This is a genomic window from Streptococcus caecimuris (assembly GCF_943193075.1).
Taxonomy (GTDB): Bacteria; Bacillota; Bacilli; order Lactobacillales; family Streptococcaceae; genus Streptococcus; species Streptococcus caecimuris.
Map to the genome: position 1 here is coordinate 46,948 of NZ_CALPCT010000004.1, position 21,355 is coordinate 68,302.

Annotated in this window: 17 protein-coding genes; 3 read left to right on the plus strand and 14 right to left on the minus strand. The window is 44.0% G+C overall.

Translation table 11 applies throughout. The features are described 5' to 3' along the window. The first annotated feature begins 128 nt into the window (after positions 1 to 128). Positions 129 to 1,301, plus strand: a complete 1,173-nt coding sequence (gene aao, locus NFR56_RS02595; protein WP_049507505.1) for an aminoacetone oxidase — start codon at positions 129 to 131, stop codon at positions 1,299 to 1,301. Positions 1,302 to 1,623: 322 nt separating this feature from the next. On the opposite strand, the gene NFR56_RS02600 is transcribed toward aao, so the two are convergent. The 6 genes from NFR56_RS02600 to tsaB form a co-directional block, all read right to left on the minus strand. Next, entirely contained in the window at positions 1,624 to 2,286 is a 663-nt protein-coding gene (locus tag NFR56_RS02600; RefSeq protein ID WP_049507503.1) for a hypothetical protein, read from the minus strand. A gap of 102 nt (positions 2,287 to 2,388) precedes the next feature. Continuing rightward, positions 2,389 to 2,715 (minus strand): AzlD domain-containing protein, encoded by a 327-nt coding sequence (locus NFR56_RS02605; RefSeq protein ID WP_192832564.1) that lies wholly within the window; start codon positions 2,713 to 2,715, stop codon positions 2,389 to 2,391. After that, positions 2,702 to 3,397 (minus strand): AzlC family ABC transporter permease, encoded by a 696-nt coding sequence (locus NFR56_RS02610; RefSeq protein ID WP_049471955.1) that lies wholly within the window; start codon positions 3,395 to 3,397, stop codon positions 2,702 to 2,704. Before NFR56_RS02610 ends, NFR56_RS02605 begins: the two co-directional genes overlap by 14 nt. Before the next feature lie 169 nt (positions 3,398 to 3,566). Further along, entirely contained in the window at positions 3,567 to 4,577 is a 1,011-nt protein-coding gene (gene tsaD, locus NFR56_RS02615) for a tRNA (adenosine(37)-N6)-threonylcarbamoyltransferase complex transferase subunit TsaD (RefSeq protein WP_251457503.1), read from the minus strand. Further along, the gene (gene rimI, locus NFR56_RS02620) at positions 4,567 to 5,004 is read right to left on the minus strand and encodes a ribosomal protein S18-alanine N-acetyltransferase (RefSeq protein WP_251457506.1); all 438 of its coding nucleotides are present in this window, start codon (positions 5,002 to 5,004) and stop codon (positions 4,567 to 4,569) included. Before rimI ends, tsaD begins: the two co-directional genes overlap by 11 nt. Then, positions 5,001 to 5,684 (minus strand): tRNA (adenosine(37)-N6)-threonylcarbamoyltransferase complex dimerization subunit type 1 TsaB, encoded by a 684-nt coding sequence (tsaB, locus tag NFR56_RS02625; RefSeq protein ID WP_251457509.1) that lies wholly within the window; start codon positions 5,682 to 5,684, stop codon positions 5,001 to 5,003. Before tsaB ends, rimI begins: the two co-directional genes overlap by 4 nt. A 292-nt stretch (positions 5,685 to 5,976) precedes the next feature. Between tsaB and NFR56_RS02630 the strand changes: the two genes are divergently transcribed. Further along, positions 5,977 to 6,207: a DNA-directed RNA polymerase subunit epsilon gene (locus NFR56_RS02630; protein WP_003008866.1), complete on the plus strand. Its 231-nt coding sequence runs from the start codon at positions 5,977 to 5,979 to the stop codon at positions 6,205 to 6,207. Positions 6,208 to 6,210: 3 nt separating this feature from the next. After that, positions 6,211 to 7,893: a ribonuclease J1 gene (rnjA, locus tag NFR56_RS02635; RefSeq protein WP_003003107.1), complete on the plus strand. Its 1,683-nt coding sequence runs from the start codon at positions 6,211 to 6,213 to the stop codon at positions 7,891 to 7,893. 252 nt (positions 7,894 to 8,145) lie between these two features. Here rnjA and glnA read toward each other — a convergent pair whose 3' ends face one another. The 8 genes from glnA to rpsG form a co-directional block, all read right to left on the minus strand. Beyond that, the gene (gene glnA / locus NFR56_RS02640; RefSeq protein WP_049506574.1) at positions 8,146 to 9,492 is read right to left on the minus strand and encodes a type I glutamate--ammonia ligase; all 1,347 of its coding nucleotides are present in this window, start codon (positions 9,490 to 9,492) and stop codon (positions 8,146 to 8,148) included. A gap of 39 nt (positions 9,493 to 9,531) precedes the next feature. Further along, positions 9,532 to 9,891 carry a MerR family transcriptional regulator gene (locus NFR56_RS02645; RefSeq protein ID WP_049506573.1) on the minus strand — a complete coding sequence of 120 codons (360 nt, stop codon included), beginning with the start codon at positions 9,889 to 9,891 and terminating at the stop codon, positions 9,532 to 9,534. A gap of 67 nt (positions 9,892 to 9,958) precedes the next feature. Next, on the minus strand, positions 9,959 to 10,492 hold the full coding sequence (locus NFR56_RS02650) for an FUSC family protein (protein WP_049506572.1): 534 nt from the start codon (positions 10,490 to 10,492) through the stop codon (positions 9,959 to 9,961). Positions 10,493 to 10,757: 265 nt separating this feature from the next. Next, positions 10,758 to 11,957 carry a phosphoglycerate kinase gene (locus tag NFR56_RS02655; RefSeq protein WP_049506571.1) on the minus strand — a complete coding sequence of 400 codons (1,200 nt, stop codon included), beginning with the start codon at positions 11,955 to 11,957 and terminating at the stop codon, positions 10,758 to 10,760. 203 nt (positions 11,958 to 12,160) lie between these two features. Beyond that, on the minus strand, positions 12,161 to 16,951 hold the full coding sequence (locus tag NFR56_RS02660) for an endo-beta-N-acetylglucosaminidase (protein ID WP_251457511.1): 4,791 nt from the start codon (positions 16,949 to 16,951) through the stop codon (positions 12,161 to 12,163). 234 nt (positions 16,952 to 17,185) lie between these two features. After that, positions 17,186 to 18,196: a type I glyceraldehyde-3-phosphate dehydrogenase gene (gene gap, locus NFR56_RS02665; RefSeq protein ID WP_003003093.1), complete on the minus strand. Its 1,011-nt coding sequence runs from the start codon at positions 18,194 to 18,196 to the stop codon at positions 17,186 to 17,188. 279 nt (positions 18,197 to 18,475) lie between these two features. Then, positions 18,476 to 20,557 carry an elongation factor G gene (gene fusA, locus NFR56_RS02670; RefSeq protein ID WP_003003071.1) on the minus strand — a complete coding sequence of 694 codons (2,082 nt, stop codon included), beginning with the start codon at positions 20,555 to 20,557 and terminating at the stop codon, positions 18,476 to 18,478. Between the two features lie 319 nt (positions 20,558 to 20,876). Beyond that, positions 20,877 to 21,347: a 30S ribosomal protein S7 gene (gene rpsG, locus NFR56_RS02675; RefSeq protein WP_003003105.1), complete on the minus strand. Its 471-nt coding sequence runs from the start codon at positions 21,345 to 21,347 to the stop codon at positions 20,877 to 20,879. Positions 21,348 to 21,355 lie beyond the last annotated feature (8 nt).

The following is a 21,355-nucleotide window of genomic DNA, read 5'->3' on the forward strand; positions in this document are numbered from 1 at the left end:
ATCAAAGAATCATTCGAAAGCAAGCATCGAAAGGTGCTTGTTTTTTGATTCCTTCATTTCCGAAGCCGTCCATAAAATGATATAATGGACAAAGCAAATCATGAAAAAACAAGAGAAGGAAGAACGACATGACTCATTTTCACACCATTGTCATCGGTGGTGGCCCAGCAGGTATGATGGCGACCATTGCCAGCGCCTCTTATGGCCAACCTACGCTGCTGATCGAAAAAAATAAAAAGCTGGGTAAGAAACTTGCAGGTACCGGAGGAGGTCGCTGTAATGTCACGAACAACGGGACCTTAGACGATTTGATGGCCGGTATCCCTGGAAATGGCCGTTTCCTTTACAGTGTGTTTTCCCAATTTGATAATCATGATATCATCCAATTTTTCACCGATAATGGCGTCGAGCTAAAAGTCGAAGATCATGGCCGGGTCTTTCCTGCTAGTGATCAATCTCGCACCATTATTCAAGCCTTAGAAAATAAGATCCTTGAGCTAGGTGCTAGCATGGCCACCAACTGCGAAGTCGTCTCTGTCACCAAGCCAGAAGACGTCTTTATCGTCAAGTCTGCTGAAAAAACATGGACAGCTGACAAGCTGATTGTCACAACTGGGGGCAAATCCTATCCTTCTACCGGCTCTACTGGCTACGGACACGAAATTGCCCGCCACTTCAAACACACCATCACCGATCTCGAAGCGGCAGAAAGTCCTCTTTTGACAGACTTCCCACACAAGGCCCTCCAAGGGATCTCTCTGACAGATGTGACCCTCAGCTACGGCAAACACATCATCACCCATGACCTGCTCTTTACGCATTTCGGTCTTTCTGGCCCTGCAGCCCTTCGGATGTCTAGCTTTGTTAAAGGTGGGGAAATCTTATCTCTGGACCTCCTTCCGACTACCTCTTCTCAAGAGTTAAAAGACTTTCTAGAAGAGCATCGAGAAAAGTCCATTAAAAATAGCCTCAAAACCCTTCTTCCTGAACGGTTAGCTGATTTCTTGGTGCAAGGATTCCCTGAAAAAGCCAAACAACTCACTCCTCCTCAGATAGAAGAGCTCATTCAAAACATCAAAGAGGTGCCTATTCCTGTCACAGGGAAGATGTCTCTAGCCAAGTCCTTTGTCACCAAGGGCGGCGTCAGCCTCAAAGAAATCAATCCTAAAACCCTAGAAAGTAAGCTAGTTCCTGGGCTCCACTTTGCAGGAGAAGTCCTCGATATCAATGCCCATACAGGCGGTTTTAATATCACATCCGCCCTCTGTACCGGTTGGGTAGCAGGAAGCCCTCATTACTAAAAAACGAACTCGATTTGTTCGAGCTCGTCTTAGAATGATGACAAACTATTTTAAAGTAAAATAAGTTAAGTAATTCTACAAAGAAATATAAATGTGGTCCAATTCTTAGAATGAATCAAGAAAATGCCGAAACTTTCCGCTGTGAGAAAAGTGCCTGAAACTTTTTGTTTCAGGCACTCGGAATTATTGAGACCTTTGGCTCAATAATTAGTCATGGAACTTCTACGAAGTTCGCTGACGTCCGTACTCACTTAAGGAAAGTTTTTAAGAGGACTTTGTCTTCAATCTGAAACGAACTCGATTTTCCATCGAGTTCGTCTTTTTATTGTTCTTTGGTTAATGAAAAGCGGAAATCATTGTATTTAGTATAGTCAAATTCTGTATTGAGATCCGTTGTGAAAACAATCGGTGTATAGTGTCCTTCTTCTAAGACAAAACCAGGCTCAAATCGGAAGTTTGCTCCACCTAAGCCTGTGATCCCAGGGAGCAAGGCATCAGCCCCATCAAAGCCTTCAACATTCCAATAGTAGATATTTCCAGTTGCTTGGACGGCTCTTGCCGTATAGGTCGCCGTCCGAGTCGGTTCGCTGTCATTTTTGAAGCTTACCACTGTTGTCACATTTCCATTGGCATCCACTGTCATTTTAATCGCATCCGCTTGTGGACTAGATCCTACCCAAGTTCCCACTAGTTCTGCAGGGACAGTAGCTTGCGTCGTAGCAGACGCATTCTCGGTCTTACTAGAGTCTTTTGTACCTGTCGCGCTACTGGCTTGAGTTGAAGAGCTAGCTGTATCTTTTGCTTGAGCAGAAGATGCTGCACTCTTTTTGCTATTACTTTTGGTTTTTTTCTCTACCTTACTGGTAGATACTTTTGCGGAGGAGGAAGCTGTCTTTTTATCCTTAGCACCACAACCACCGAGAGCTAGACCAAGTGAAGCAGCCACCAGAACAGCGGCACTCCAACGGAAGATTGATTTTTTCATAAGATCACCTCTTTATCTTTCTGACTCCCATTATACCTCAATTATTACAAATATCAAGTTTTTTTGTAACAATTGTAATTTTTTTGTAACATATTTTTGCATTTAAAATGTCAATCGTAATAGAGCGATCAAGACAATTCCAAACAAAACGGTTCCCATAAGGTTTTTGTAACGAAAGGCTACAAAGAAGCTGGGAATGGTCACTACTAGGTCCAACCAGTGGAGCTGCGGGGGGCTTCCGATTTTTCCATCTACTAAGCTTGATAAAACCAAGGCAAAGATAATGGAAATGGGCAGGTATTTGAGAAAGCGGGTCACAGGAGCCGGCAGTCCCTTGTATTTGACTAAGAGGAAGGGCAAGATCCGAGGAATCCAGGTAACGAGGGCTGAGGCCAGAATGGCCATGAAGATATAACTATTCACACGCATCACAGACCACCCCCACAAAACAGCCGATCAAGGTCGCAGCTAGCACAGCTAGCGGTTGCGAAACAAAAAAGAGTAAGAGAAAGAAACTCACTGCTACTGCTAACAGCACCATGAGCATGGTCTTGGTCTTTTCTGTCAGTTGCATTCCTTGAAACTGGGCTGCAAAAATCCCAATAAACATAGCCACCAAAGCAAAATCAAGCCCAAAAGCCTTTGGATCAGGTAGGAGAGATCCTAGAGCTGTTCCGATAACCGTCGCACTGATCCAGGCCACATAGCCTACTAGATTGTTCCCATGCATCCAAGGAACTGTAATGGTGTCCGTCTTTAACTTCTCACTCAAGTAGACCCCATAACTCTCATCAGTCAGGAGACTGCCAATCCCAATGGTATGAGCAAGACTAGCATCCTTAAAGTCAGACGACGTATGTAGGCTCATCAACATATTACGGAGATTGATCAAACACACCGTCAAGGCCATATTCAAGATCGAAGAATGAGCCGCAATCAGAGAGATCATCGCAAACTGAGCCGCCCCAGCATAGACCAAGACACTCATCAAGGCCATCTCCAAAGGAGAAAGATAGGGAGACGCCACCACACCGCAAGCTAGGCCAATACTGATATAGCCCAAAGCCGTCGGTAGCGCGTCCCTCACCCCCTGCCAAAAATCTTTTTCCACTCTCTTACTCCTTTCCAAATCATTGACCTCTATTATAACACAAGAAAAAAGGTTGAAAAAGGACCAATGAAAGAGAAAGCTTTATAATCCCTTCGCAAATCCGCTACTAGTTGGTGAGATCCCAGCAAAAAAGCCATTGGACCTTGCACATCCAATTGGCTCCTTTATCTTATTCAATTCCTTCAAAGGCCAGACTTGGTTTGGTATTGAGGTCCCAGCCCGCGAAGTTTTCTTTGTTCCACTCACTGACACTGGCATAGGCGATCATCCCTGCATTATCCCCGCAGAGGCGCAGAGGCGGAATGATGACCTTGACATCTGTGATGTCAGAAGCCAGGCGTTCACGGAGACCTTGGTTGGCTGCGACCCCACCAGCGACGACTAGGGTTTTGACCGGATATTTTTCCAAGGCCTTCTTGGTCTTGGCCATGAGAATGTCTAATACGGCTGCCTGAAAACTTGCAGACAAGTCCGCATTGGAGAGGCTTTCTCCTTTTTGCTCGGCATTATGGTGCAGATTGATAAAGGCCGATTTGAGTCCTGAAAAGGAGAATTCCAGATTGTCTTCCTTGATCATGGCCCGTGGGAAATCGTAGATATCAGATCCTTGGTGGGCCAGTTGATCAATCTCACGTCCTGCTGGATAGGTCAGGCCCATGACGCGCCCGACCTTGTCATAAGCCTCTCCTACAGCGTCATCACGGGTCTCTCCGACGATCTTATAATCACCCGCTTCACTGACGTAGACTAGCTCGGTATGTCCTCCACTCACCAGCAAGGCCAAAAGTGGAAATTCTAAGGGCTCGACGCTTTGAGCGGCCATCAAGTGCCCTGCCATATGATTGACAGGAATCAAAGGAAGTCCATGCGCCCAGGCAAAGGCCTTGGCTGCAGCTAGGCCGACCAAGAGAGCTCCAACCAGACCTGGACCGTAGGTGACAGCCACAGCTGTGACATCGGCTTCAGTGATGCCAGCTTCTTCCAGGGCTTCTTCAATACAAGCGGTGATGACTTCCACATGGTGACGAGAAGCTACCTCAGGCACCACCCCACCAAAACGCTTGTGACTTTCGATTTGACTGGCAATGACATTGGACAAGAGTTGGTCGTCATTTTTCAAGACAGCCACACTGGTCTCATCGCAAGATGTCTCAAAAGCCAAAATATATCTATCTTTCATTTGGGTTCCTCTTCATGATCACAGCATCCTCTATGGGATCGTGATAGTAGTTTTTCCTCCGTGCAATTTCTTCAAAATGCATTTTTTTGTATAGACCTTGGGCCGGTTGATTGGACACGCGCACTTCTAAGAAAATTTCTTTTTGGTCCGGCAACTGCGCGAGTAACTGCTGAGCTAGTCCTTGGCCTTGAAAGGTGCGTTTGACCGCGATCTGTAAGACTTCTGCTTCATAGAGAGTTTCTTGAATGGCGACAAACCCAAGGACTTGTTCTTCATCCACAGCTAGGAAATAGAAAATCGATTCCTGCTCTAAATCAGCTTCAATCTGCTCCAACTTCCAGGGGCTAGCTTCATAAACATCTTCCATCACATCGAGAATAGCAGCCGCATCCTGGCTACTCCCTTTCCTGATTGTTCCTTTCATCATAGGCGCTTGATGTAAGAGGTCGTTGTTTCCGTGTGGTCTTTGAGCCAATTTTCCTCCGCTTCGACCCGTTTCAGATAATGAGGGACAAAATCATGGAGGCTAGCAGGTACTTGTTTGAGGCCGAGACGTCCGATTTTCACTGCATCTGGCAGGGTTTCAGAGAAAGTAGCCTTTGGCAGATGAGCTTTGATCTGCTCCTCAAAGGCTGTGACCTCTCCGATAAAGGTGACCTGCTCACTCGTCGCTGCACGCTCTAGGACTTCCTCAAATGGAAAATGCCCTTCTGGTGCAACCAGCTGATCTTCTTGGTAAAAACCTGCATAAACGTTGTTTCGACGGGCATCCATGACAGGAACTACCAAACCTTCTAGATCATCTGGCACTAGAGCTAAGAGGCTCGAAACCCCGACCAATTCAATCCCTAAGGTATGAGCCAAGGTCTTTGCGGTTGCGACCGCAATGCGCAGCCCAGTGTAGCTCCCAGGACCTTCCGCCACCACGATACGATCCAAGTCCTTGGGTGTCAAGTCAATTTGTTGCATCAAAAAATCGATGACCGGCATCAAGGTAATACTATGATTTTTTTTAATGGTTAATGTTGTTTCTGCAAGTAGAGTCTCATCTTCTAAAATCGCTACAGAAAGAGCCTTACTCGAGGTATCAAATGCTAATAATTTCATTTCCTACTCCTCTTGAACTGGATTATATTATACTACAAATTCCCTTCAAATCCCAGCGAAACTCTCCTCTAGAACGCAGGATTTTCATATCCAAAACTGCTCAAAAGCTTCTCTATTATAGGTCTTTGCCTTTCTGACTTTTCCAGTCTATCTTTTACTTACAGGCAAATTTATGATATAATGATAATTAATTGTATCGAATCAGGTCCACTAGTTGCGAGTAGGAAACTCTAGTGATTGCACTCCTTCGCAGCTAACAAATAGACCGAAATAATGAAAGGAAAATTACTTCATGATTTACAAAGTTTTTTATCAGGAAACTAAAGACCGCAACCCTCGTCGTGAAACCACGCATGCACTTTATCTCGATATTGATGCACCAAATGAACGCGAAGGACGCATCCAAGCTCGTCAATTGGTTGAAGCAAACACAGATTTCAACATTGAATTTATCACACCACTTTCTGAGCAACACCTTGCTTACGAGAAAGAGTCAGGTGCTTTTGAACTAACGGAGTACTAATCCATGGCTTATACCTTAAAACCTGAAGAAGTTGGTGTATTTGCCATTGGTGGACTTGGAGAAATCGGAAAAAATACCTACGGGATCGAATACCAAGATGAAATCATCATTGTCGATGCTGGGATCAAATTTCCAGAAGATGACCTCCTTGGGATCGACTATGTAATCCCAGATTACTCTTATATCGTTGACAATATCGATCGCGTCAAGGCGGTCCTCATTACCCACGGGCACGAAGACCACATCGGTGGGATTCCTTTCCTTTTGAAGCAAGCCAATGTCCCTATCTACGCTGGACCTTTGGCACTTGCCTTGATCCGTGGAAAATTAGAAGAGCACGGCCTTCTTCGTGATGCCAAACTCTACGAAATCAACCAAAACACTGAGCTTCAATTTAAAAATCTTAAAGCAACCTTCTTCCGTACGACTCACTCGATTCCAGAACCTTTGGGAATTGTGATTCACACCCCTCAAGGAAAGATTGTCTGTACCGGAGACTTCAAGTTTGACTTTACACCTGTTGGTGAACCAGCTGACCTCCATCGCATGGCAGCCCTTGGAGAAGAAGGCGTTCTCTGTCTGCTTTCAGACTCAACCAACGCGGAAATCCCAACCTTTACCAACTCTGAAAAAGTGGTTGGTCAATCCATCATGAAGATCATCGAAGGGATCCACGGACGCATCATCTTTGCTTCCTTTGCTTCGAATATCTTCCGTCTCCAACAAGCAGCTGAGGCCGCTGTTAAGACCGGTCGTAAGATCGTCGTCTTTGGACGCTCGATGGAAAAAGCCATCGTCAATGGAATCGAGCTTGGCTACATCAAGGTCCCTGCTGGAACTATTATCGAGCCAAATGAGATCAAAGACTATGCAGCCAATGAAATCCTGATCATGTGTACAGGAAGCCAAGGAGAGCCAATGGCAGCCCTCTCTCGGATTGCCAACGGAACGCACCGCCAAGTGCAACTCCAACCAGGAGATACTGTGATCTTCTCTTCTAGTCCAATTCCTGGAAATACAACCAGTGTGAATAAATTGATCAATACGATTTCTGAAGCGGGTGTAGAGGTCATTCACGGGAAGATCAACAACATCCATACCTCTGGACACGGGGGGCAACAAGAACAAAAACTCATGCTCCGCTTGATCAAACCAAAATACTTCATGCCTGTCCATGGTGAATACCGGATGCAGAAGATCCACGCAGGACTTGCGCGTGATTGTGGAGTAGAAAAAGACAATATCTTCATCATGAGTAATGGTGATGTCCTTGCCCTTACAGCCAACTCTGCTCGGATCGCAGGAAGCTTCAACGCTCAAGACATCTATGTCGATGGAAATCGTATCGGTGAAATCGGGGCTGCTGTCCTTCGTGACCGGAGAGACCTTTCCGAAGATGGTGTCGTGCTTGCTGTTGCGACTGTTGACTTCAAATCGAAGATGATCCTGGCTGGACCAGACATCTTGAGCCGTGGTTTTATCTACATGCGTGAATCAGGGGATCTGATCCGTGAAAGCCAACGCATCCTCTTCAACGCTATTCGTATCGCCTTGAAGAACAAAGATGCCAATATCCAAACTGTTAATGGTGCAATTGTCAATGCCCTTCGCCCATTCTTATACGAGAGCACGGAACGTGAACCTATCATTATCCCAATGATTCTCACACCAGATGACGAAAATTAACAAAACAACCAGTTGAAACCACTGTTTCAACTGGTTTTATAGTAACCTTTTGAGGATCAAAAAGAGAGTGGGACAGAAATCGGTCATTCGTTAGAATTCGATTTCGTCGTCCCACTTCCGCACAGTTGAGTAGGGCTGTAAAAGCTGATGAAATCAGCGTAGTAGAGCCCACTCAACCACTGCGTCTTGCTCGACAATCCAAAAATAATTGAGAGGCTAGGACTTTTGTCCTAGCCTCTTTACTCTTGTTTCTTAATAAAGATCTAAATAGTTGTCTACTTCCCATTGGGATACGAAGGTCGCATAGCTTGCCCATTCGATTCGTTTGGCTTCAAGGAAGCTGGTGTAGATGTGCTCACCCAAGGCAGTTTTCACCACTTCGTCTTCTGTCAAGGCTTTCAAAGCATTGTGAAGGGTAGAAGGTAGATCTGTGATTCCAGCTGCTCTACGTTCTTCCGGTGTCATCACATAGATATTTTCTTCGATCGGAGCAGGTGCTTCGATTTTATTTTCAATCCCGTGAAGGCCGACTTCAAGCAAGACTGCCAAGGCTACATAAGGATTGGCCATTGGGTCTACGGAGCGTAATTCCAAACGAGTTCCCATACCACGTGATGCTGGCACACGTACCAATGGGGAACGGTTGCGGCCTGCCCAAGCGATATAAACAGGTGCTTCATATCCAGGAACCAAACGTTTATAAGAGTTGACGGTTGGGTTGGTCACCGCTGTAAAGTTATATGCATGCTTGATCAAGCCACCCAAGAAGTGATAAGCTGTTTCTGACAATTGCATGCCCTTTGGATCTTCTGGATCAAAGAAGGCATTGTTGCCATCTTGGTCAAAGAGAGACATATTACAGTGCATACCTGATCCGGCAATTCCAAATTTTGGTTTGGCCATAAAGGTTGCATACAAACCGTGTTTACGGGCAATGGTTTTCACGACAAGCTTGAAGATTTGAATCTTATCACAAGCGCGGAGCACTTCATCATACTTAAAGTCGATTTCATGCTGACCAACGGCCACTTCGTGGTGACTGGCTTCTACTTCAAAGCCCATCTTGGTCAAGACATTTACGATTTCACGACGGGTGTTATCTGCAAGGTCTGTTGGAGCCAAGTCAAAATAGCCACCTTTGTCGTTTACTTCAAGTGTTGGATCTCCATTTTCGTCCAACTTGAAGAGAAAGAATTCTGGTTCTGGACCAAGATTAAAGGATTTGAATCCAAGTTCTTCCATATGACGAAGGGCACGTTTCAAGTTGCCACGTGGGTCTCCTGCAAATGGTTCTCCTTCTGTCGTATAGACATCACAGATCAAGCCAGCTACGCTACCATTTTCATCTCCCCAAGGGAAGACTGTCCATGTATCCAAATCTGGGTAAAGATACATATCTGATTCGTTGATACGGACAAATCCTTCGATAGAAGAACCATCAAACATGGCTTTGTTTGAAAGAACCTTGTCCAGTTGCTCATCGGTAGCTGGAATTTCGACGTTCTTCATGGTTCCCAAAATATCAGAGAACATCAAGCGAATAAAAGTAACATTTTTTTCTTTTACTTCACGGCGAATATCTGCAGCAGTAATTGACATTTTTGTCTCCTTAAAATAGATTACAAGCTTATGAAATGATCAACGAAATTGACCATATGGCGATGGGGAAGATGTGAAGCGACTTTGCTGAAGAATATCGCGATGAAGAGCCTTACGAATGGCTTCTTGGCTGACCACCTTGGTTTGCTCTTGCTCTTTTTCCGCATATCTCTTCTTGATATCCGCAATATTTAAGCCATCTGAGATATAATCTTTGATCTCAAGCAAGCGGTCCATATCATCCAACGAATACATGCGGCGATTGCCTTCTGTCCGATCAGGAGAAATCAATCCCTGATCTTCATAATAACGAATCTGGCGAGCTGTCAAGTCGGTCAGCTTCATAACACTGCCAATCGGAAAGACTGCCAGTGAGCGTCGTAATTCCTTTTCCTTCATACCATTCCTCTTTCTATTCTATTATATCGAAAAAAAAATCTATGTCAAGATTAAATGTTACATAATCTTACATAGGTTTTTTGTACTTCTTGAGAAAATCTTGAATACGATCGACATCCGAATTGACCAAAATCGCAACAAAAACGCCGATAAAGGTCTCAAATATTCGGGCAAAAACATACAAGAAGGTTTCTCCGTTAGGAATCGAGAGAGTAATGATCAGCATTGCCGAAACTCCTCCGATAATTCCTGCTTTATTATTCATAGCGACATTTGTCATAATGGTTAACATAGTCGCAATTGGGACAAAAATCAGAGTTACCCAATACGCCCCATGAAAGAGCGTTTTTAAAAGGAAGAACAAAACAGCATAAAAACCTCCGATACTATTGCCCATGACACGCGAAGCCCCGAAGTGGACACTCTTATCAAAATCTTCCCTCAAACTAAAAACAGCTGTCAAGGTCCCGATCTGAAGGCCGCGCCAGCCAAATATTCCAAAAATAAGTAGTACAATAAAAACGGCAATCCCTGTTTTAAAGGTTCTCATCCCCAAACGGAATTTGGACCAATCAAATTTGTGTCGTTTAAAGTAATCCATGGTCACCTATCTTTCTATCTCTATTATTCTACCATATTTTCAGAAAGGAGAGAACAGGTAAAAATAGAAAGAAAAGAGAGTGGGACAGAAATCGGTAATTCGTTAGAATTCGATTTCGTCGTCCCACCTCCGCACAGTTGAGTAGGGCTGTAAAAGCTGATGAAATCAGCGTAGTAGAGCCCACTCAACCACTGCGTCTTGCTCAACAATGCAAAGACAATTAAGAGGCTGGGACTTTTGTCCCAGCCTCTTAATTCTCATTAGATTATTTATCTGTAAGAGCAGCCAATCCTGGAAGTTCTTTACCTTCAAGGAGTTCCATAGAAGCACCACCACCAGTAGAGATCCATGAGAATTTGTCTGCACGTCCAAGGTTGATCGCTGCGGCAGCTGAGTCACCACCACCGATGATTGATTTAACGCCTGGTTGTTTCACGATAGCGTCCATCACACCGATTGTACCAGCTTGGAAGTCAGGGTTTTCAAATACACCCATAGGACCATTCCATACAACTGTTTTCGCACCAGTCAATTCTTGGTCGAATTTAGCAATTGATTTAGGACCGATATCCAAACCAAGGAATCCTGGATCTACTGCTTCACCTTCAGTGTCTTTCACTTCAGTGTAGTCAGCAAATGCGTTTGCTTCTTTTGAGTCAACTGGCAAGATCAATTTGCCGTTTGATTTTTCAAGAAGAGCTTTCGCCACATCCAATTTGTCTTCTTCTACAAGTGAGTTACCGATTTCGATACCTTGAGCTTTGTAGAATGTGTAAGTCATCCCACCACCGATAAGGACTTTATCAGCTTTTTCAAGCAAGTTTTCGATAACACCGATCTTGTCAGATACTTTTGATCCACCAAGGATAGCTACGAATGGACGTTCTGGAGCTTCAACTGCTTCTTTGATGTAAGCAATTTCGTTTTCAAGAAGGAATCCAGCAACGGCTTTATCAACGTTTGCAGAGATACCAACGTTAGATGCGTGTGCACGGTGAGCTGTACCGAAGGCATCGTTTACAAAGATACCATCTCCAAGTGATGCCCAGTATTTACCAAGTTCAGGATCATTTTTAGATTCTTTCTTGCCGTCAACATCTTCGAAACGAGTGTTTTCAACCAAGAGAACTTGTCCATCTTCAAGAGCGTTAACAGCTGCTTCCAATTCAGCACCACGTGTAACACCTGGGATAAATTTAACGTCTTGACCCAATTTAGCAGCCAAGTCAGCAGCTACAGGAGCAAGTGATTTACCTTCTTTATCTGCTTCTTCTTTTACACGTCCAAGGTGAGAGAAGAGGATTGCACGTCCACCTTGTTCAAGGATATACTTGATAGTTGGAAGAGCTGCAGTGATACGGTTATCGTTAGTGATCACGCCATCTTTTACAGGAACGTTGAAGTCAACACGAACGAGAACTTTTTTCCCTTTCAAGTCAACGTCTTTAACAGTCAATTTTGCCATAAGATATGACTCCTTCTTTTTTTAATACATGATAATTATATCACAAAAGCTGTAAAAGAGGTAGAAAAATCCAATGCTTTTCCCCTTTAATTAACAGGATCCGAACAACACTTCTAGATACAAGATCAAACCTCTCTGGTTTTCACCAGAGAGGTTTTTTTGAGAGTGACTTTTTAAGTGAACAAAAGAATCTTTTAGAAGACTTACTCTTCCTTCTTCTTACCAGCCAAGAGGAAGCCGCCTAAGGCTGCTAGAAGAACAGCTTCAGCTGCAAAGGAAGCTTCTAGGCTTGCCGTATTTGGTAAGTGTTCCGATTGACTTTCTTTGCTGGCATCTTTTGTTTCTTGCTGAACAGTCGGCTGTGAGTTTACTCCTTGGTGGGCACTTAACAACTGATGGATCTCTTGATCAACCATATCCTTGTGATCTTCCTCTTGATGACCCGCTTGAGTAAAAGTCGTTGGGGGCAACTGATCCACTTGAGAAGGCTCTGTAGGCTTCAATGGATTAGCTGGATCTGGAGTCACTGGGGCAGCTGGTTGGACTGGTTGATTTGGTTGAGCCGGTTGAACAGGCTGATCTGGTTTAGCCGGTTCCTCTGGTTGGATCGGTTGATCTGGTCCTTCCGTTTGTGCTGGCTTATAGACAATCGCATAGTGAGTAAAGTGAGGAGCTGTAAAGATGACTACATCTCCAACTCTCTCAAAGGCCAAGGATTGAGGAGCTTGACCTTCTGGGAAGAAGAGAACTTGCTCCACTTCTTTATCCTTATCCACAGGGATTTTCACAAGGGATGGATGGTGGGTATCGATATCTTGACCGCTTGCATCCACGCCTTCAATATCAAATACGATTCCTTCTCGGCCCTTCAGCTCTTCTTTTTCTACCTGATTGGCTTCAACTTTTGCGACTTTTAGTCCTTTGACAACGGTTGGCTCTAAGTTGGAGAATTGAACTTCGACTCCAGTCGCAGGGTCTACAAAGACCGCTGGCTTATCTTCTTTCAGGAGCGCAATCAAGGTCTCTAGACCTGTCTTAGCTATTTCAAGCGCTTCAGGAGTGAGCTCTGAAGAAGCTAGGAGCTCTTTATTTTTCTCAACCAGTGCCTGCAAAGCTTCACCAGAAGGGTGATTTGGCTTGCTTGCTAATAGAGCAGTCGCTTCTGTTGTTAGGGCAGAGAGAGCTTCTTTCTCTTTGACTAGATTAGCTTGACCATCCAAGGCTTTCAAGAGAGCGGTCAATTGGTTCAACTGCTCATTGACTTGATCTTGTGTGCTGGTATCATGCTCTTTCAAGACTTTTTCAGAAGCAGCCATTCCAGCTAGCAAGGCTTCTTTGACTTCTGGAGTGGCAAATGTAAAGTCTACTTTGGCTTTTGCAGCTTCAGCTTCAGCCAATTTTTGCTTGAGGTATTCATCGTTGAGAGCTGGTTTTGGATTCACGAGGACATCAAAGCTTGTGCTAGCTCCTTTGTAATGGACAGTGATGGTTTGGCGACCTTCCTTAGTCGTATCAAAGCCAGTCACTTCCACACCTTCATCGGTCAAGGCGTGCGTTTCGGTCGTTTCATCTTCAAAGACGACTGTAAAGCGTCCGCCTTCTTTCTCCAATGCTTCTCCGACAATATATTCCACTTTTGGTTTGTCGGTCAATTCTAGACCAGCAACTGCTTTTTCACCTGCTTCCTCTGCACTGACCACAAAAACAGTGAGAGTCTTACCTAATTTCTGACCAAGGTAAGAAACTTCTAGGTGTTGTTCTCCCAGCTTGCTACTGTCAAATCCATGAATCTCTACACCTGAGTTGGTGAGGTTGACCAGTTGATCTGCTTGGCCATCTTTATAATGAACGCGGAGAGTCGCCCCTTTCAAGGAAAGGGCATCGCCTTCCCGGTAGACCTTCTTGGTCAATCCATCTTCAAATTGAAGTCCCGCAATTTCTTTATCATTCTTTGGAACTTCGATCGCCAAAACATTACTGATATCTTTACCAGGTTCTTGCGCACGATAGTAGAGAAGAGATGGGGTTGATTCAAAAGCGAGCGGTTTAAAGATCAGATTTCCAGCTTGATCTTCTGTCATGGTCGCAATTGGATTAGTGGCTTCTTTATCGGCATAAAGAGTCAGAGTAGTATTAGCCGGAACATCTTTGAAACCGACTTGGACAAAATGATTGCCCAGGTTTTGCGCTGCAGCATGTTTCATCGGGATGTTGACCGTTTCAGTATCTAGACTTTCATACATCTTCCAGTTGTAAATCCGGATGGCTTGCCATGGGGTGCCGTTATCGGCTGTAATGACATGGAGACGCCAGTCTTGAGCCTTGATCGGATGATCAAGTGTAATGTCAGACACATGAGCTTTATTGCCACGAACTTCCTTGGCCAATTTCCACTCACCGGCTTCGTCCTTGTAGTAAAGGTCGAAGTCACGGGTATTCATCTTGCCATCATCGACAGATTCCCCACCAGCACCGGCATGGTCCATGACCCAACGAACAATGGTCCGAGGTTGTGTCAAGCGGATATCGACAGTTCCACTTAATTGAGCAGAAGACCATTTATCTGAAAGACTGGTAATGGTCCCATTTAACATACCTTCAATGCCTTCACTACCATCCGCATCTGGGAAGCTCGAACCGATCACTTTGGCTCCGATAACCACGTTTGGCGCTAGGGCTTTTGGTAGACTGGTATCTGACACGGTCATGCCCCAATCAAAGGCTACAGTTCCCGCATCTGAACGTTGACCATTCTTTCCAACTGCCACAACCTTGAGTTCCTGAGTGGTTCCTTCAGCACTTGCTGAACGGCTAACTTTTGGTAGATAGACGGTTGTCGCAGAAGATCCTGTTAAGAGACGCCAGTTATCGCCATCTTTTTCATAGACTTCATAATAATCCGCATCTGCTACCCCTTTAAAATTGAGGACTGCTTCTGCTTCTTGCGCATTTTGTAGGCGTTTTGCCCGAACGGTGACTTCTGCTGGAGCAGCTGGTTTTTCTTGATTCGACGTAATCGACAATTGGCCAAGATTAAATTTGTAGTCTTTGACGTCCGTATCATGGTCAAAGAACATTTTCACAGCATAGATGGTCTTGCCAGCCAAACTTCCTAAATCAAAGGTTTGAGTGGACCAATCTGCACTTGGTGTTAATTCTTTCCATTCGTATTCAGAGTAGTCTTCTTTGGTGGCAACAGCTACCCAAGCAGCTGCTCCGACCCCACCTTTATGACTGACGCTCAATTTTGTCGTTTCTGTCACAGGGATCTTGGTCGAATAGAGCATGACATTTTGATTGCTATTGGCTTTCAGATCGCCTTCAAAGGCTAGAGAATTTCCTCCATTGTAGGCTTGATCAAAATCATAGCGACCTTTTAATGGTGTACTATCTTCACTATGCTCTACCCACCAACGCCAGGTTGGAAGGTAGCCAGAAACAGAACGGTAGTTCCATTCCCCTTCTTTAGAAATCTTGCCATCCACAAACCAGTGTTTTCCGTGTCCAGTATTGAAGGAAGTATTGAAATCTTCACTAGTGATTGGGGTTTTGTCCACAACCAAATTAGACATTCCATACCAAGATTGGTCTGCTGGTTTTCCTTTAGTCGGATCTCCTTGGAAACCTGTCCAGAATAGATCTTCATGGGTATGGTAACCTTCTCCAGTCTTTCCTAGCCCTGTAATGGTATCAGGTGCATAAAGACCAAGAGATAGACGCAACTTGCCATGTTCATCTAAAATGGCATTCCAGTCTACATTAGTCTTATAAGAGCCTCCTTTTTGGAGCTCGAGTCCAGCTAGAACATCATAAGGATTCCGATGAATCCATTTAGCTGTGCTGATGGAATAATCAACTTCTGATTTGCCCCAGTTAAAGTTAGCAAAGAAGGTATCCACTGGGTTTTCCCCATTTTCTGGCTGCATGAAATTGTAGTTGTATTCTCCCAGCGCATTCTCATGGTAACGGCCATATTCATAGGTCATAGCATCATACCAGGAATACTTAATCGGATAGTTCAGACTTTTCGCATATTCCTTGGTATAAAGAAGAAAATCTCTCAATTTTGGACCCAATGGTTCTACAAGATTTCCGGTCGTTTCTTGGTTGATAAAGTAACCATCAAAGCCATAGTACTTGGCAAGTTCGACTAATTTACGGGCGATCGGGAAAGTTTTAGAGCCTTCACTATCTTCTTTCAAGGTTTCTGCAAAATGTTCTTGATCCTTGATGCTGCTAGACCAGTTATAAAAGAGTGTTCCATAAATAGGAACCCCATTTCGGTGGGCTGCATCGATCACATCTGCTGATGGAACCAGTCCTTCCCAAAAGACCATGGAATCCAAATATTGCCAGTAATCAAAAGCATAGGCCTTAAACTCTTCCCCGCCGACAGACGCATGATCCTTGGCTTTGGAGTTCATGTTTGACAGCGCTTGGATCTTCGCTTCAGGGGTGGCTTGTTCATTAATTTGTTTCCCTTGAAAGCGGCTCGCAAGTGGAACGCTTGCTCTGTTCATATCGTCATCCACTCGTTTTCCTGGTTCCCACTTCAAGAGATCGTCCCAGGTATCGAACTTAACTTCTTTGGGTCTTAATTGTTTTTCTTCATTGGTTGGTAAATCGGCCACTTTTTCTGCAGCAGCTTTCGGTTTTTCAGTCTCTGAAACAGCTGGAGTATCTGTAGTTGTCGAGCTAGCTTCTGTACTTGTAGGACTAGCCTCCGGAGCGACCGCTTCTGCGACTGGTTTTTCCGTTTCTGCAGCAGGCAAGGCCGCATCTGCAGTATAGACGCCAGCTTCTCTCACTAGATGATTGACATCTTCTGTCGCTACTGAAGATGTTTCTAAGGGTTGTTCACTAGTAGAAACTGTCTCATCTGCAGAGACAGCTCCTGTTCCTAAAAATGCTAACCCAATCAATGCGGAGCAAACTCCCACACTGAATTTTCGTATACTAAATCGTTCTTTCTTTTCAAATAGATGACCTTTCATCTTGACCTCCTTGTATGGTTTTTTTCTTTTTCTTGAGCGATTTCCATTGGCTCCTTTCTCTACGAACTGTAATCGCTTTCATTTTATTGTATTAGAAATCTCCAATCAAGAATAGGATACCCTAATCTATTTAGCACTGTCAATCTATTTTGCCAATTCCTATAATATGATGAGAAAGCCCTAAAAAAAGTACAAAAAAAGAGGAGGTTTCCCTCCTCTCATCATACGCATGAATTATTTAGCAATTTTTGCGAAGTATTCAAGAGTACGAACAAGTTGTGCAGTGTAAGACATTTCGTTGTCATACCATGAAACAACTTTAACCAATTGTTTACCGTCAACGTCAATAACTTTAGTTTGAGTTGCGTCAAACAATGATCCGTAAGACATACCTACAACGTCTGAAGAAACGATTGGATCTTCAGTGTAACCGTATGATTCGTTTGAAGCTGCTTTCATAGCTGCGTTCACTTCATCAACAGTAACGTTCTTGTCAAGAACAACTACCAATTCAGTAACTGATCCAGTTGGAACAGGAACACGTTGTGCAGCTCCGTCCAATTTACCGTTCAATTCAGGGATAACCAAACCGATTGCTTTAGCAGCACCAGTTGAGTTAGGAACGATGTTAGCAGCACCAGCGCGTGCACGACGAAGGTCACCTTTACGGTGTGGACCGTCAAGGATCATTTGGTCACCAGTGTAAGCGTGGATAGTAGTCATCAATCCTTCAACAACACCGAAGTTATCTTGAAGAGCTTTAGCCATTGGAGCCAAGCAGTTTGTAGTACATGAAGCACCTGAGATAACTGTTTCAGTACCATCAAGAATATCGTGGTTAGTGTTAAATACGACTGTTTTAACATCTGATCCACCAGGAGCAGTGATAACAACTTTCTTAGCACCACCAGCATGCAAGTGTTTTTCAGCAGCTGCTTTAGTAGCAAAGAAACCAGTTGCTTCAAGAACGATTTCTACACCGTCGTTAGCCCAGTCGATTTGTTCTGGATCGCGTTCAGCAGAAACTTTAACGAATTTACCGTTAACTTCGAATCCACCTTCTTTAACTTCCACAGTACCGTCGAAACGACCTTGAGTTGTATCGTATTTCAACAAGTGTGCAAGCATAACTGGATCTGTAAGGTCGTTGATGCGTGTAACTTCAACACCTTCTACGTTTTGGATACGACGGAAAGCAAGACGTCCGATACGACCGAAACCGTTAATACCAACTTTAACTACCATTCGTGATTTCCTCCTTATGAAAATCAAAAAAATTTTTTGTGAAAAGAGTAACTTGACACAGCGCCAAACATCTTTTAACAGTCTCTATTATATACTTTATTGCATTAAAAAGCAACTATTTCCCAACGAAAAGCAAGATTTATCATAGATCACCACCTCTTTTATTAAAGTTTTTCACAAAGTCTTGATCGATAGGAAAAGCGCTATTTTACTTGTACTCACTTTTGGAACAAAGAAAAACTCTTCCCAAAGTGGGAAGAGTTTTTAAGCTTTGGTAAATTAAGCTTCACCTTTAGCTTTTTTAATGATTTCTTCTTGTACTGATTTTGGTACATCTTCGTAGTGGTCAAATACCATCATGAAGGTACCACGTCCTTGAGTTGCAGAACGAAGGACAGTAGCGTAACCGAACATTTCAGCAAGTGGCACATAAGCACGAACGATTTGGCTTGCACCGTGTGCTTCCATACCATCTACACGTCCACGACGAGCAGTTACGTGACCCATAACATCCCCAAGGTTTTCTTCAGGAACTGTGATGGTTACAAGCATCATTGGTTCAAGGATAGCTGGTTGTGCAGTCTTAGCAGCTTCTTTAAGCGCAAGAGATGCAGCGATCTTGAAGGCAGTTTCAGATGAGTCGACATCGTGGTATGAACCATCGTAAAGCTTAGCTTTCACGTCAACCATTGGGTAACCAGCAAGAACACCGTTCGCCATAGATTCTTGAAGTCCTTTTTCTACTGCAGGGATGAATTCACGTGGAACCACACCACCGACGATAGCATTTTCGAACTCGAATCCTTTACCTTCTTCGTTTGGAGTAAATTCGATCCAAACATCACCAAACTGACCTTTACCACCAGATTGACGTTTGAAGAATCCACGTGCTTGTGTAGAAGCGCGGAATGTTTCACGGTAAGATACTTGAGGAGCACCAACGTTAGCTTCAACCTTGAATTCACGTTTCATACGGTCAACAAGGACATCCAAGTGCAACTCACCCATACCAGAGATAACTGTTTCACCAGTTTCAGGGTTTGTTTCAACGCGGAATGTTGGATCTTCTTCAGCCAATTTTTGAAGGGCGATACCCATCTTGTCTTGGTCTGCTTTAGATTTAGGCTCAACCATCAATTGGATAACTGGTTCTGGAACTTCGATTGATTCAAGGATGATTTTTGCTTTTTCATCTGTCAATGAGTCACCAGTTGTAGTATCTTTCAAACCAACGGCAGCAGCGATATCCCCAGAGTAAACTGTTTCGATTTCTTTACGAGTGTTGGCATGCATTTGAAGGATACGTCCGATACGTTCACGTTTACCTTTAGAAGTGTTCAATACATATGAACCTGAGTTCAAGACACCTGAGTAAACACGGAAGAATGTCAAACGACCTACGAATGGGTCAGTCATGATCTTGAAGGCAAGAGCTGCAAATGGCTCTTCATCAGATGCTGGACGTTCTTCTTCTTCGTCTGTATCTGGGTTTACACCCTTGATTGCAGGGATATCAAGTGGGCTTGGAAGGTAGTCAAGGACCGCATCCAACATCAATTGAACCCCTTTGTTCTTGAAGGCAGAACCACAAAGTACTGGGTAGAACTCAACGTTGATTGTAGCTTTACGGATACCAGCTTTCAATTCTTCGTTAGTGATTTCTTCCCCTTCAAGGTATTTCATCATCAAGTCTTCATCAGTTTCAGCAACTGCTTCAACCAATTTTTCACGGTATTCTTGAGCTTGTTCAAGGTATTCAGCTGGAATATCTTCTTCAAGGATATCTGTACCAAGGTCGTTAGTATAGATTTCAGCTTTCATCTTGATCAAGTCAATGATTCCGCGGAAGTCATCTTCAGCACCGATTGGCAATTGAATTGGGTGAGCGTTTGCTTGAAGACGGTCATGAAGTGTGCTTACTGAGTAAAGGAAGTCAGCACCGATTTTATCCATCTTGTTAGCGAATACGATACGTGGAACTCCGTATTCAGTTGCTTGACGCCAAACTGTTTCAGTTTGAGGCTCAACACCTGATTGTGAGTCAAGAACGGTTACAGCACCGTCCAAAACGCGGAGTGAACGTTGAACTTCGATAGTGAAGTCCACGTGTCCTGGTGTGTCGATGATGTTTACACGAGTGTCTTTCCATTGAGCTGTTGTAGCGGCAGATGTGATAGTGATACCACGTTCTTGTTCTTGCTCCATCCAGTCCATTTGTGACGCACCTTCGTGAGTTTCACCGATTTTGTGAATCTTACCAGTGTAGTAAAGGATACGCTCAGTTGTAGTTGTTTTACCAGCATCGACGTGAGCCATGATACCGATATTACGAGTTTTTTCAAGTGAAAATTCGCGTGCCATGAGGTTTGTTTCTCCTATATTTTTTATTTCTATATTCTATTATAACATGATTTAATAAAAACGGATAGGCAGGACCTACCCGTTCTCAGTGTTTTCATGCTAAGTTTTGGTTCCAACTTGTAAGAAGAGTTGAATTGAACCCGGGCTAAAGTTAGTTAGCCGAGTTGAGCTCAATTGAACCTGGGCTAAAAGCTCAAGTTAACTGATTTGAAGCCGAGCGAGGCCCGGTGCAAAAAAGATAAACTGCTTTGTGTTCATCGAACACTGCATCAGTTTCCTATTTTTGCCTTGGGCCTTTGCCGCTCTTAGTATCATTTTATTACCAGCGGAAGTGTGCGAATGCACGGTTAGCTTCAGCCATACGGTGAGTATCTTCACGTTTCTTAACAGCTGCACCAGTGTTGTTCGCTGCATCCAAAATTTCTTTTGCAAGACGATCAACCATTGTGTGTTCACCACGTTGACGAGCGATTGTTACCAACCAACGAAGTCCAAGTGTTGTACGACGTTCTGGACGAACTTCAACTGGGACTTGGTAGTTAGAACCACCGACACGGCGAGCACGTACTTCAAGTACAGGCATGATATTTTCCATAGCTGTTTCGAATACTTCAAGAGCATCGTTTCCAGTAGCTTCTTTAATTTGTTCGAAGGCTCCGTAAACGATTGAAGCAGCTGTACCACGTTTACCATCAAGCATAACGCGGTTGATAAGACGAGTAACTAATTGTGAATTGTAAAGCGGATCTGGCAATACATCGCGTTTAGGCGCACGGTTTTTACGACTCATTTTTCTTT